General features: G+C 41.8%; 8 protein-coding genes. All 8 read left to right on the top strand.

The window, feature by feature from the left end; translation table 11 throughout:
* The first annotated feature begins 2 nt into the window (after positions 1-2).
* The 8 genes from asp3 (at position 3) to LG375_RS10525 (ending at position 13,823) form a co-directional block, all read left to right on the top strand.
* On the top strand, positions 3-449 hold the full coding sequence (gene asp3 / locus LG375_RS03285; protein WP_211180668.1) for an accessory Sec system protein Asp3: 447 nt from the start codon (positions 3-5) through the stop codon (positions 447-449).
* Positions 442-2,817 carry an accessory Sec system translocase SecA2 gene (gene secA2, locus LG375_RS03280; protein WP_225745279.1) on the top strand — a complete coding sequence of 792 codons (2,376 nt, stop codon included), beginning with the start codon at positions 442-444 and terminating at the stop codon, positions 2,815-2,817. Before asp3 ends, secA2 begins: the two co-directional genes overlap by 8 nt.
* Positions 2,818-2,829: 12 nt before the next feature.
* Positions 2,830-4,338, top strand: a complete 1,509-nt coding sequence (gene gtfA, locus LG375_RS03275) for an accessory Sec system glycosyltransferase GtfA (RefSeq protein WP_211180667.1) — start codon at positions 2,830-2,832, stop codon at positions 4,336-4,338.
* A complete protein-coding gene (gtfB, locus tag LG375_RS03270; RefSeq protein WP_211180666.1) occupies positions 4,335-5,687 on the top strand; it encodes an accessory Sec system glycosylation chaperone GtfB in 1,353 nt (450 codons plus the stop codon). The genes gtfA and gtfB overlap by 4 nt, the downstream gene beginning before the upstream one ends.
* Entirely contained in the window at positions 5,680-5,859 is a 180-nt protein-coding gene (gene asp4 / locus LG375_RS03265) for an accessory Sec system protein Asp4 (RefSeq protein ID WP_002883547.1), read from the top strand. Before gtfB ends, asp4 begins: the two co-directional genes overlap by 8 nt.
* A 4-nt stretch (positions 5,860-5,863) precedes the next feature.
* A complete protein-coding gene (gene asp5, locus LG375_RS03260) occupies positions 5,864-6,088 on the top strand; it encodes an accessory Sec system protein Asp5 (protein WP_002883546.1) in 225 nt (74 codons plus the stop codon).
* Positions 6,089-6,123: 35 nt separating this feature from the next.
* The gene (locus tag LG375_RS03255) at positions 6,124-7,125 is read left to right on the top strand and encodes a sugar transferase (RefSeq protein WP_195918218.1); all 1,002 of its coding nucleotides are present in this window, start codon (positions 6,124-6,126) and stop codon (positions 7,123-7,125) included.
* A 491-nt stretch (positions 7,126-7,616) separates the two neighbouring features.
* Positions 7,617-13,823, top strand: coding sequence for an accessory Sec-dependent serine-rich glycoprotein adhesin (locus LG375_RS10525; RefSeq protein ID WP_263974075.1), 6,207 nt, complete (start codon positions 7,617-7,619; stop codon positions 13,821-13,823).
* Positions 13,824-14,121: the final 298 nt, after the last annotated feature.

The raw sequence follows: 14,121 nt of genomic DNA, 5'->3' as shown, positions 1-14,121 counted from the left end.
GAATGTTCAGAAACAAGAAATCAGAAATCTTGTGGGGCTTAAACCACAAAGCCTACATGTATGGCTCAAAAATTGTTAAACGCCAAGATGGTTCTGTGCAATTTTACAATCCTTTGGTGCCATCAGGAACGGAAATCCAGTCTTGGGTGGCTATCCAAAACTATCAAGCTGCTCGTACCCAGCCTGCCCTCCCACTTTTGAAAAAGGGGCATAGCTACGACTTGACGGCCAATCTCGAAGCCGTCCCAACTGGCTCAGTCTTTTTGAAAATCAGCTTTTTGGACCGTTATGGCAATGAAATTAAGCAACTGATTGAAAAAAGTACCCACATGACCTTTGTTTATCCTCATGATGCCTATACCTATCGTATTTCTCTCTTGAGTGCTGGGGTCAAAGAGCTGGATTTCTACAGCTTAAAACTGGAAGAAACAGGAGAAGAACATGTTTAAACAACTGAATCCTATTCTCCCTGTTAAGGAGATACTCAAGGAAATCAACGGCCTAGCCGATGAAATGGCTGGTCTGAGCAACCTTGAGTTGAAAAATAAAACGCAGGAATTTAAGGAGCGTTTAGCCCAAGGAGAAAGCTTGGACGACCTCCTGCCAGAAGCTTTTGCGGTTGTTCGTGAAGCAGATAAGCGCGTGCTAGGCATGTTTCCTTATGATGTTCAGGTCATGGGGGGCATTGTCATGCACCAGGGCCATATCGCTGAGATGAATACCGGTGAGGGTAAGACTTTGACGGCAACCATGCCAGTCTACCTTAATGCCTTGTCAGGTGAAGGGGCTATCCTCGTTACGACCAATGAATACTTGGCTATCCGTGACGCCGAAGAAATGGGTCAGGTCTATGAGTTCCTAGGTTTGACGATTGGTGTGCCTTGTGTGGAAGGCAGTAATGAGATGGAACCAGCTGAAAAGCGTGACATCTATCAATCAGATATCGTTTACACGACTAATTCCAGTCTAGGTTTTGACTATTTGATTGATAACCTTGCTTCTAACCAAGACGGGAAATACATGCGTCCTTTTAACTATGCTATCGTTGATGAGGTAGACTCTGTCCTTCTTGATAGTGCGCAGACACCCTTGATTATCTCTGGTGCGCCCCGTGTTCAGTCCAACTACTATGGAATGATGGATACACTCATGACCACCTTGGTCGAGGGTGAAGACTACATCTTCAAAGAGGAAAAAGGTGAAGTTTGGTTGACCACTAAAGGTGCCAAGGCTGCTGAAAACTACCTCGGTATCGGCAACCTCTACGATGAGGAAAATAGTACCTTTGCCCGTCATTTGCTCTTCTCACTTCGTGCCCACTTGCTCTATAAAAAGGACAAGGACTACATCATTCGCGATGGTAAGAAAGGGCCTGAAGTGGTCCTTCTTGATAAATCGACAGGGCGTCTCTTGGAATTGACCAAGCTCCAAGGTGGACTCCACCAAGCCATCGAAGCCAAGGAATTAGTGGCCTTGTCACAAGAAACCAGAGCCATGGCTTCTATCACCTACCAAAGTCTCTTTAAAAAATTCAAGAAAATTTCAGGGATGACTGGTACTGGTAAGGTTGCGGAAAAAGAATTTCTCGATACCTATGGTATGAAGGTCATTCAAATTCCAACCAACCGTAAGAAACAACGTATCGACTATCCAGATAAGATTTATGCGACTCTGCCAGAGAAGGTCTTTGCTTCTTTAGAGTATGTTAAGCATTATCATGAAAAAGACAATCCTATCTTGATTTTCGTTGGTTCAGTGGAAATGTCAGAGCTTTATTCTTCTTTACTTTTGCGTGAGGGGATTGCTCATAACCTCTTAAATGCCAACAATGCACCTCGAGAGGCTGAGATGATTGCTGAGTCAGGACAAATGGGTGCCGTGACAGTTGCGACTTCAATGGCTGGACGTGGAACAGATATCAAGCTCGGCAAGGGCGTAGCTGAACTGGGTGGATTGGTCGTAATCGGTACGGAACGTATGGAAAGTCAACGTATTGACTTGCAAATTCGTGGCCGTTCTGGACGTCAGGGAGACCCTGGTATGTCTAAATTCTTCGTCTCACTTGAAGACGATGTGATTAAGAAATACGGTCCATCATGGGTTCACCGTACCTACAAAGAATACGCCATTAATGATCACATTGAGCCTAAGGAACTGACCGGTCGCAAGTATCGTAAATTGGTTGAAAAAGCCCAAGAAGCTAGTGAGAGTTCTGGTCGTACCTCACGTCGTCAAACGCTTGAATTTGCAGAAAGTATGAACATCCAACGTGAGATGATTTACGCACAACGTGACCGTCTCATCTACCACAATCAAGGTTTGGACACTGTTATCGACGAGGTTCTTGACGATTTCATCGACCAAGCTATGGCTGAGGAAGATTTCTCAAAAGCGGAAAATCTTTACCATTTCATCTTGCGTAATATCAGCTTCCGCATCAATGAAATTCCTAAGGATTTAGACCTCAACAATCGTGAGCAAGTCTTGGAACTCATCTACCAGTTTGCCTATCGTGAACTTGATGCTAAGAAGCAGGAGTTGAAAACCAAGGAACTTAACGAGTATTTCCAACGCCTATCCATGCTTAAGGCTGTGGATGACAACTGGGTAGAGCAGGTAGACTATCTACAACAACTCCAAATGGCTATCGGTAGCCAGCAACTCAGTCAAAAGAACCCTATTGTCGAATATTACCAAGAGGCCTACAAGGGCTTTGAAGCCATGAAACGTCAAATCAGAAAGGATATGGTTCGTAATCTTCTCCTTAGTCAGGTGCAAGTCACTAAAAAAGGAGATATCATCAGCCATTTCCCATAAAATAAGGAAATTATGACAGTATATAACATTAATTTAGGCATAGGTTGGGCCAGCAGTGGTGTCGAATATGCTCAGGCCTATCGTGCTAAGATTTTCAGGGAAATGGGGCAAGAAGTAAAATTTGTCTTTATGGACCTCATCCTTGGGGATAATATTGAGCATATGACTAGCAAGATTGGTTTTTCAGACGATGAAATCATCTGGCTCCATAACTATTTTACAGATATCAAGATTGCGCCATCGACCATTAGCCTAGCAGAAATCGAGACCATCTTACCTGCCAATCCTGAGCGCAAGGAAGTTGCTGGTCGCCTCATTCGTTACCATTATCCACAGGATGATATGGTAGTGGCATGTAACCTTCGTGCGATGGACGAAGATGCAGTGGAAACAGTCAGCTATTTTGTCAACGATAAGCTCTTGCGCAAGGACTTTTACTCCTACACCCGTTACTGCAGTGAGTATTTTGCGCCTAAGGACAATCAAGCCAAGGTTTACCAACGTCGTTTTTATAACGAAGATGGGTCTACAGCCTATGACATGATTGTCGGAGACAATAATCAGGATATCTATCGTTTTCCTGATCAGGTTCTTTATGGTAAGCAAGAATTCCTTCGCTATTTCTTCAAACGTCTAGCCCTAACCAAGGATGATGTGGTCATCTTGGACCGTGAAACAGGTATTGGCCAGTTGGTCTTTGAAGAAGCGCAAGCTGCTCGCCTAGGTGTAGTGGTTCACGCTGAGCATTTTAGTGTCAATCAAACTGATGGCAACTATATTCTCTGGAATAACTATTACGAGTACCAGTTTACCAATGCGGACAAGGTTGATTTCTTTATCGTGGCAACTGATCGTCAGAAGGAAATTCTTCAAGAGCAGTTCCATCGCTACACCAACCACGATCCAAAGATTTACACTATTCCAGTTGGAAGTCTGCCTGAATTGGTTGGACAGGACAAACCACGTAAGCCATTCTCAATGATTACGGCCTCACGATTGGCTCAGGAAAAACACATTGACTGGTTGGTTCGTGCGGTTATCGAGGTTCATAAGACTCTGCCAGATATCACTTTTGATATCTACGGTAGTGGTAGTATGGATGCCAAGTTGCGTGAGATTATTGTCGAAGCACAAGCTGGCGACTATATCCGACTCATGGGGCACGCTGACTTGACTGACATTTATAGCCAGTACGAGGTCTACCTAACAGCTTCAACCAGTGAAGGTTTTGGCCTTACCCTCATGGAGGCGGTTGGTTCAGGTCTTCCGATGATTGGATTTGATGTGCCTTATGGGAATCAAACCTTTATCGAAGACGGGGTCAACGGTTATCTCCTCCCTGTCGCTGAAAATCATGTTGTGGATGTCATCACCAAGTCCTATAAGGATGCTATTGTCCGTCTCTATGAAAAAGGCACTATCGAAGCTATGCGTCAAAAATCTTATGACCTTGCCAAAGGATTCTTGACCAGTCAAGTCAAGGCAGCTTGGAAACAGTTACTTGAGGAGGTACGCTCATGATATTCTTATGTGATTACTACAATCAAGCCAGTAAGGACTTGGCCTACTCTCTTCAGGTAGCAGGCTATGATGCCACAACAGTTGTCATCAATCCAGATGGTTTTCTCCCTCAAGGCTCTCTCTCTCCTTTCACCTACTATGTAGAAGCAGAAGAGGAGACTGGCAAACCACGCTTTTTCAACCAAGTTCCTGTGCCAGCCTTTTGGGAAATTTCAGGGAACAATCAGATGGCGCGTGTGTCTAATCTTACCGAAGAACGTGCCCGCATCACCTACCCAGAAGGTAGTAAGGCTCGTATCGTTAAAAGTGTCGAATGGTTAGACAAGTCAGGAAAGATTCGCCAAGTGGACCACTATAACAAATACGGATTCTGCTTTGCCAAAACCACTCATGATGAGAACGGTCAGGCACTCTTTACCAGCTACCAAACTAAAGAAGGCGACGAACGTATATTGGAAAATCATCTCACCAGTGATATTCTCTTGACTCTACCAGGACAAGCCCTTCGTCGTTTCGCCAACCGTACCGAATTTGTTAAAGCCTTCCTAGCTCAGGTCTTTGGTGATATCGATCACATTATCTTTAATAGCTTGGCAACACCTTTCGTCGTCTCATGGACTATGCAAAATAAGGGTGCCACTGATGTTCTTGTCTGGCAAGAGCCACTGGGTGATATCCTACCAGGCAATATGAATGGTATCTTAGAGGATAATTCAGCCAGAGCCAATGCCATCATCATTCCTGATAAGGTGACTTATGAAAAAGCCTTGACGCTGGTGCCTGAGGATAAAAAACATAAGGTCTTGTCACTTGGCTATGCCTATGACTTCAAGGAAAATCATGGCAAAGCTCGTAATGCCTTTATTGCAACCAATTCAGACCAAATTGAGCGTTTAGAAGCCTTGGTTGAGTCACTCCCTGATGTGACCTTCCAGATTGCGGCAGTCACTGAGATGTCCCCAAGATTGCTCTCGATGATGCGTTATTCAAACGTTGTGCTCCATCCAAACGCTAGTCACAAGCAGTTGGACAAGCTCTATCAAGAGTCTGACCTCTACTTGGATATCAATCATCATAATGAATTGTACAAGGCGACGCGAACTGCCTTTGAACATCAATTATTGATTCTGGCCTTTTCAGAAACAGCTCATGGACCTGTCTATACAGCACCAGAGCATATCTATGCCAGTCAGAACTATCCAGCTATGGTTGCCAAGATTAAGAAGGTCCTAAGCGACAATCAAGCCATGCAAGAGGCCATGCAAGCTCAAGAAGCTCAAGCCAATACTCTGACTGCTTCTGAGTTGGCCGACCGCTTACAATCACTTTTAGGAGGAAATCATGTCTAAAAAAGATTTATTCTACGGTGACGTTGAAGGCCGTATGGAAGAACTCAAGCAAAAGCCTATCACAAAAGAAAAAGAAACCAGAGGAGAGAAAATCAACAAGAGCTTTTCAATCATGCTCGGACTTGTTATTATCATCGGTTTGATTTTCACCCTTATTGGTTTGTTGAGGTAGTCTTATGATGTTAGTATTTATGGTTCTAGCAGTGATTCTTTCGGTTGCCCTTATCGTCTTAGTGACCATCCAACCGCGTCAAACGCAGATTTTCTCAACGGATGCCACTAGTAATATCGGTAAACCAAGTTATTGGGCTAGCCAACCGATTCGAAAAATGTTGACCTTGGCTATCAGCATAGCCCTCTTTATCCTCTTACTTATTTTTATGATTGTTTCTTATAAGTAGAGGACTTCCTATCATATAATAGAAAGAAGTATGTCATGCGCGTACATTTTACAAATTTATTTGGCCAGTCCTCACGCAGTGTGGCCTTGATTGCCCAAAATGATACCATGAAGATTGCCAGAGAGCTCGGTGCTAATGAACTAGGAATTTATTTCTATGATAGTAGTCAAGAGCCAGATGGAGAGCTTAATTCCCGCTTTGATGGGATTGTAGCAGGACTAAGTGTTGGAGACATTGTTTTCTTCCAGTCTCCATCATGGAATGGTAGTGAGTGGGACAGCCGATTGCTCCGTAAATTCAAAGCCGTTAATGCTAAGACCGTTATGTTTATCCATGACGTCCCGCCTCTCATGTTTGATAGTAACTACTATCTCATGTCTTCTTATATTGATATGTACAATCTCTGTGATGTCGTCGTTGTTCCATCTGAAAAGATGCGTGATCGACTAATTGAGGAAGGGCTAACAGTTGAGAAGGTTATCATCCAAAAACTTTGGGACTTACCTCATAGTCTGGACTTGCACCAGCCTGCTTTCCAAAAGAAAATGATTTTTGCCGGAAACCCAACACGTTTCCCACATATCTTAGACTGGAAACAAACGACCCCTCTCCACGTCTACGCAGATAAACAAGAGGATAAGGATTATTCCAAAGTCCACCTCGAAGGCTGGCGAAATAAACATGAGCTTTTGCTAGAACTATCTAAGGGAGGATTTGGTCTGGTCTGGGGAAATTCGGAAAAACCAGAGGACGAGCTTGACTACTATAAGATGAACATCTCTTATAAACTCTCTACTTACTTAGCCGCAGGTCTCCCAGTTGTTGTACCTGACTACCTCTCAAATGCAGACTATATCAAAGAACATGGTCTAGGCTTCGTCGTTTCAAGTCTGGAAGAAGCAGACCGTTGCGTTCAAGAATGTACCGAGGAGCAGTATGCACAGATGGTGGCTAATGCTCGCCACACAGCCTATCTCATTAGTAACGGTTACTTCACAAAGAAACTTTTTATCGATGCTATCATGGCATTAAGCTAATAGAAAAAGGATTATCGAAAGGTAATCCTTTTTTGTGACAAATCTGAGCATATATCTTGACTATTTATAAATTAATCAAATCATTTTCACTTTAGACTTAAGGATTTAAGGAAGACCTGTCTCTAATTAGGATTAATGTTAAAAAATAGTCAACAATAGCCTAACAGATGTAAAGAATTCGCCTAAAATAATTGATTGTAATTGTGTGACAATTTATCAAAAATGGAATTGTTGGATAATTTTAAACCGAACGATAGTCAGCTTAAAAATGAGAATAATAGAAACAAATAGCATAAAATAGGGGTGTTCAACCGTTTGCACATAAAAATAAGAGTAATTGTTTATAGTAATCAGAAAATTCAGAATTGCGAAAACCTTACATTTTTTTGAAGAAAATGAGATAAAAAAGAACAATTTTTAGTCAACTTGTGTTATATTATAAAATGTAATTTCCAGATTAGGAAATAACTCATATTTTTTAGGAGGTAAATATGTTTTTTAGACGTAACGAAGGTGAATTCCGCGAAACAGATCGCGTGACTCGCTTCAAACTTATCAAATCGGGTAAAAACTGGCTTCGTGCTGCAACATCTAACTTTGGACTTTTCAAAGTTGTTAAAGGTGGTGCAGATGCTCCGTCAGTATCAGTTCAAAATGTAGAAGAAAAATCTTCTCTTCTTTCAGGTACAACTCTTCTTAAAGGGATTGCAGCAGCAGGTGCTGTGGCAGGTGGCGCAGTAGCAACTTACACTGCTCAAGCCGAAGAAACAACTGCACCAGCTTTGGAAAGCCAAGCAACTACAAACCATGACGTATTGGCAAACTCTGAGGCGGCTGTATTGAGCGCTGCTCCAGTATCTGAAACAGTAGCTTCAGAAGCTCCAGCAGTAGCATCAACAAGCCAAGAGTCTACAAGCTCTTCAGTTGACGCTCAAGCAAGCACAGATGCTTCAGTTTCAGTATCACAATCTGTATCAGCAGAATTGTCACAAGCTATCTCAGAATCTGTATCACTTAGCAAAGTGAACTCAACATCTGAAAGCCAATCACACACTGAAAGCAACAGTGGTTCAAACTCAGAATCATCTTCAGCTTCAGAATCAGCAACTTCAACAGCTGCAACTGCATCAGAAACAGCTACTCAAGAAGATGAAAAAACTATCTTGGATCAAAACGTTTCAGAAGCAGAATTGCTTGTAGGTATTGCTAAAGATTACCAAGCTAAGTTGACTGATACAGCTGCTAAAGCTGAAATCCAAACTGCTATCACAACAGTTCAAGAAGAAGTTGCTAAATCAACAACATTGCTTGCTGCATCAGCAACAAACGCTGCTTACGCAGAACAACGTGAGCGCCTTGGTAACGCTGTTGACAACATGATGACTAAGATCACTGACAACGGCTTCACAGGTAACTCAGTAGTTAACGGTGTTGCAGCAGTTACTGCACAGTTGTCACCAATCTCAACAAGTACTAATGGAACGACAATTCCAGTTATTACAGATGCGAACGGTGCAACAATCGAAGATACAGCCTTTAACAAGTCTGGCTATGCTTTGGATCCAAACGCTGATCGTTTCACTTTCGGTGTATGGCAATTCCTTAAGACAAACCACACTACTGGGGCTAAAACAAACTTTGATTACTATGCTACTCTTTCAGTAGACCGTTCTGCAATCACTGGTAGCCTTTCAGCTAACCCAGATGTTTACTTGCGTATTGTTAAGAAGTCTGATGGTTCAGAAGTTTACACACGTACAATCAAAGCGGGTGAAAGCAATATCTCACTTCCAAGCTACATCACCAACAACAACTCTGATGTAACCAACACTTTGACTTATACAGGTGCTAACGGCACTGATCCAGGAAACGTTACCTTCTCATTGGTAAATGCGAACCTTGAGTATGAAACACTTCAAATTCGTGATACAAACTACCCAGGTAATGAAAACGAAGACAAACAAAACGTTCAAACTTCTGTTCCTTATGCAACAGTTGATCAAACAACTCACTATAAGCTTATCCAAGGTAACTCTACTCCAGGTCAACTATACAAGCCTACTGGAAATGAAACAGATCTTGCAAGCTACACACAAACAGGTCTTGCAGGACAACAATTTACAGCTTCAAACAACCGTGATATCCCTGGTTACAAGCATGTAGCTGCTACAACAGATTCTACTCAAAAAACATCTGGTATCCTTGGTAAGGGTGTTGTCGGTCAAAAACTGGTCGAACTTCAAGGTGGAGCCAACCACTACTATGTGAAACGTATTTCTGAAATCGTGGATACAAATGGTTCGACTGTAACGAAATTCTATGCCCTTGATCCATCTCAAGTGAACAATTTTGCTACATCTGATATTGGTACTGAAGATGTATCTAAGTACACACTCATCTACACAAGTAAAGTTAATAAGGCTGGTGAAGAGTGGAAGGCTGACGAGACAAAAGTTACAAAAGTAAACAGTAAAAATGGTGATTACTATCTTGAAGTCAACGAAACTGCTGGAAGCAAATCACTCATTATTACTGGTTGGTCATCTCCTACTGAGACAGATACTTATAAACAAATGGACGGAACTCTACATACTTATCCACGTCCATTCAAAGGTGCTCCAAGCACATCATTGACACCTGCCGGAGCTGGTAATAACAGTTACAACGTCATTGCTGGTAAAGTTCCAGAAATCCAAGCAGAAGGATCTGTTGCGAATGACCCAACAGCACCAAATGGTAAAGTATACTCTAATTTGAAGGGTTATTCATCATTCTCTAACAACTTCTCAATTCCTACTGCGATTAAACCATCAACTGATGTGAACTATTACTTTGAGAAAATGGGTGATTCTGAGTCTGCATCTCAATCACAATCATTCTCAAACTCTGCTTCAAACTCGCAATCCGAGTCAGAAGTAGTGTCTAAATCACAATCTTCATCAGAATCAGAAGTTGCGTCTAAGTCACAATCTGTATCAGAATCAGAAGTAGTGTCTAAGTCACAATCTGTATCACAATCAGAGGCCGTTTCTAAGTCACAATCTGTGTCACAATCAGAATCAGAAGTAGCGTCTAAATCACAATCTGTATCACAATCAGAGGCCGTTTCTAAGTCACAATCTGTGTCACAATCAGAATCAGAAGTAGTGTCTAAATCGCAATCTGTATCACAATCAGAGGCTGTTTCTAAGTCACAATCTGTGTCACAATCTGAATCAGAAGTAGTATCTAAGTCAGAATCTCAATCAGAATCTGATACAACATCAGCGTCAGCGTCTGCATCAGAATCAGCATCTGCATCATTGAGTCAATCAGAAATTGAATCAGCAAGTGTATCTGAGTCACAATCAGCATCTGCTTCTACATCAGCTCAAGAGTCAGCTTCAGCGTCTGCATCAGAGTCAGTATCAACATCTGCTCAAGAATCTGCTTCAGCGTCTGCGTCTGAGTCAGCATCAACATCTGCGTCAGGATCAGCATCTGCATCAGAGTCAGCTTCAGCTTCAGCGTCTGAGTCAGCATCAACATCTGCGTCAGAATCAGCGTCTGCATCAGAGTCAGCTTCAGCTTCAGCGTCTGAGTCAGCATCTGCATCAGAATCAGTAAGTGCATCAGAGTCAGCATCTGCATCAGAGTCAGCAAGCACATCAGCTTCAGTATCTGCATCAGAATCAGCAAGCGCATCTGAATCAGCATCTGCATCAGAATCAGTAAGTGCATCAGAGTCAGCATCTGCATCAGAATCAGCAAGCACATCAGCTTCAGTATCTGCATCAGAATCAGCAAGTGCATCAGAGTCAGCTTCAGCATCTGCGTCAGAATCAGCAAGCACATCAGCTTCAGTATCTGCATCAGAATCAGCAAGCGCATCTGAGTCAGCATCTGCGTCAGAATCAGCAAGCACATCAGCTTCAGCATCTGCATCAGAATCAGCAAGTGCATCTGAGTCAGTTTCAACTTCAGAATCTATCTCAGTTTCACTTTCACTCTCTGAGTCAACTTCAATTGTTACAAATAACTCAGAATCTGAATCAACATCTTCTTCTGAGTCAGCGTCTGCATCAGAATCAGCAAGCGCATCTGAGTCAGCATCTGCATCAGAATCAGCAAGTGCATCAGCTTCAGTATCTGCATCAGAATCAGCAAGCGCATCAGAGTCAGCAAGTGCATCAGAATCAGCAAGTGCATCAGAATCAGCAAGTGCATCAGCTTCAGTATCTGCATCAGAATCAGCAAGCTCTTCAGAATCAACTTCTGTATCTGAATCAGTATCAGCTTCTGAATCTTACTCAGCATCTGCTAGCCTTTCAGAATCTACATCAACTTCAACTTCAGTTTCAGAATCACTTTCAAGCTCTGAATCAACTTCAGCTTCAATTTCTGAATCAATGTCAGAAAGTGAAACTCCTAAAGTTGGTGAAGTAATCATCACTTACATCCGTGAGAATGATGGTAAAGAAATCCAAAAACCACGTCAAGATACACCAAACTCACCATATGACACTCCATATAACACAACTGAGGAAGGTGAAAAACCTAACACAATCAAGACTCCAGATGGTAAGACATACAAGATCGTACCAAAAGGTGACTACCCAGTAGGTAAAGTTGACGGTGACGGACACCTTGAATCATCTGATCCAATTAAAGGTAAAGTTGATAAACCTAAATCAACAATCACTTACGTTTATAAAGAAGTGAAAGGTAATGTCTACGTACACTATGTTGATGTCAATGGTAATAAGATTAAAGACGATGTCACTGATGAAAAAGATCAACCAGTTGATAAAGACTATGACACAGTTATTGACAACCGTCCAAAAGAAATCGAATTCCAAGGTAAGACATACGAATTGGTACCAGCTGGTAACTACCCAGTAGGTAAAGTTGACGAACAAGGTCACTGGAATGGTGATGATGCTACAACAGGTAAAGTTGTTGAAGGCGACAAGAACGTAACTTACGTCTACAAACTTAAAGAAGATCCAACGAAACCTAAAGAAGGTGACGTAATCATCACTTACGTAGACGAAAAAGGTAAAGAAATCAAGAAACCTCGTCAAGACACACCAAACTCACCATATGATACTCCATATAACACAACTGAGGAAGGTGAAAAACCTAAGACAATCAAGACTCCAGACGGTAAGACATACAAGATCGTACCGAAAGGTGACTATCCAGTAGGTAAAGTTGATGGCGATGGACACCTTGAATCATCTGACCCAACTAAAGGTAAAGTTGAAAAACCACGTTCAATCATCACTTACGTCTACAAAGAAGTGAAGGGTAATGTTTACGTTCACTATGTTGATGTCAATGGTAACAAGATTAAAGACGATGTCACTGATGAAAAAGATCAACCAGTTGATAAAGACTATGACACAGTTATTGACAACCGTCCAAAAGAAATCGAATTCCAAGGTAAGACATACGAATTGGTACCAGCTGGTAACTACCCAGTAGGTAAAGTTGACGAACAAGGTCACTGGAATGGTGATGATGCTACAACAGGTAAAGTTGTTGAAGGCGACAAGAACGTAACTTACGTCTACAAACTTAAAGAAGATCCAACGAAACCTAAAGAAGGTGACGTAATCATCACTTACGTAGACGAAAAAGGTAAAGAAATCAAGAAACCTCGTCAAGACACACCAAACTCACCATATGATACTCCATATAACACAACTGAGGAAGGTGAAAAACCTAAGACAATCAAGACTCCAGACGGTAAGACATACAAGATCGTACCGAAAGGTGACTATCCAGTAGGTAAAGTTGATGGCGATGGACACCTTGAATCATCTGACCCAACTAAAGGTAAAGTTGAAAAACCACGTTCAATCATCACTTACGTCTACAAAGAAGTGAAAGGTGACGTTCACGTTCACTATAAAGACACTGAAGGTAACACAATCAAGACTTCAGTTGTTGATGAAAAAGATCAACCAGTCGATAAAGACTACGATACAGTAGTAGACAATCGTCCTAAGACTATCACAACAACTGATGGTAAAGTTTACGAATTGGTACCAGCAGGTAACTACACTGTAGGTAAAGTTGATGGACAAGGTCACCTTGAGTCATCAGACGCTACAACAGGTAAAGTTATCGAAGGACGTAAAGATGTTACTTACATCTACAAACTTAAAGAACAACCAGCACAACCTAAGGGTAATGTTTACGTTCACTATGTAGATGAAAATGGTAACACTATCAAACAATCTGTAACAGATGAATTTGGTCAACCTGTAGGTAAAGATTACGATACAGTAATCGATAACCGTCCTAAGACAATTGTTACTGCTGATGGTAAAGTTTACGAATTGGTACCACAAGGTAACTACCCAGTAGGTTCTGTAGATGGTGATGGTCACTTGACAACAACTGACCCAGTAACTGGTAAAGTTATCGAAGGTGATAAGAACGTAACTTACGTTTACAAACTTGTCGATACAACTCCAGAAAAACCAGTAACACCAACTCCAGGTAAACCTGAACAACCAACTCCAGGTAAACCAGTTGATCCAGCTCCTAAAGCTCCAGCTAAAGCTACTCCAGTTAAACCTGCACAAGAAATGGCACAATTGCCAAACACTGGTGAAGAGTCTAACGTAGCAGCTACAGCAGCTCTTGGATTGCTTGCAACTGCATCTGGATTGGCTCTTGCGGCAAAACGCAAAAAAACTGAGGAATAATATTCCTTCGACTTACCCCTAAAACTTATGAGTGACTAGTCCTAATAAAAACTAACTACTCTTAAGTAAGAATAAGCCGATTAGCTTCGTTCTAAAAAAGACACATTCCGATAAGGGATGTGTCTTTTTGTCGTGTTTGAAAATGAGAGAGGGTGTCTTAAATGTTAGTCTAAGTCTCATTTAGGCTTAGTATTAGAGAGTAAAGGCTTAGTTTAGTAAGCTAAAATCTTAGATGTGGAAGAAGTAGACTTTGAATTTTAAGACAACTTTAAGTTTTGTTTTGCAAAATGTAAGGTGG

It is taken from the genome of Streptococcus sp. Marseille-Q3604 (genome assembly GCF_916619785.1).
Lineage (GTDB): Bacteria > Bacillota > Bacilli > Lactobacillales > Streptococcaceae > Streptococcus.
The sequence above is the reverse complement of the archived record's forward strand: the minus strand, read 5'-3'. Positions and strand labels throughout refer to the sequence as shown.

Bases quoted from the DNA above. Each gene is read 5' to 3' on its own strand.
- asp3 (WP_211180668.1), top strand. From the start codon at position 3: ATGTTCAGAAACAAGAAATCAGAAATCTTGTGGGGCTTAAACCACAAA.
- secA2 (WP_225745279.1), top strand. From the start codon at position 442: ATGTTTAAACAACTGAATCCTATTCTCCCTGTTAAGGAGATACTCAAG.
- gtfA (WP_211180667.1), top strand. From the start codon at position 2,830: ATGACAGTATATAACATTAATTTAGGCATAGGTTGGGCCAGCAGTGGT.
- gtfB (WP_211180666.1), top strand. From the start codon at position 4,335: ATGATATTCTTATGTGATTACTACAATCAAGCCAGTAAGGACTTGGCC.
- asp4 (WP_002883547.1), top strand. From the start codon at position 5,680: ATGTCTAAAAAAGATTTATTCTACGGTGACGTTGAAGGCCGTATGGAA.
- asp5 (WP_002883546.1), top strand. From the start codon at position 5,864: ATGATGTTAGTATTTATGGTTCTAGCAGTGATTCTTTCGGTTGCCCTT.
- LG375_RS03255 (WP_195918218.1), top strand. From the start codon at position 6,124: ATGCGCGTACATTTTACAAATTTATTTGGCCAGTCCTCACGCAGTGTG.
- LG375_RS10525 (WP_263974075.1), top strand. From the start codon at position 7,617: ATGTTTTTTAGACGTAACGAAGGTGAATTCCGCGAAACAGATCGCGTG.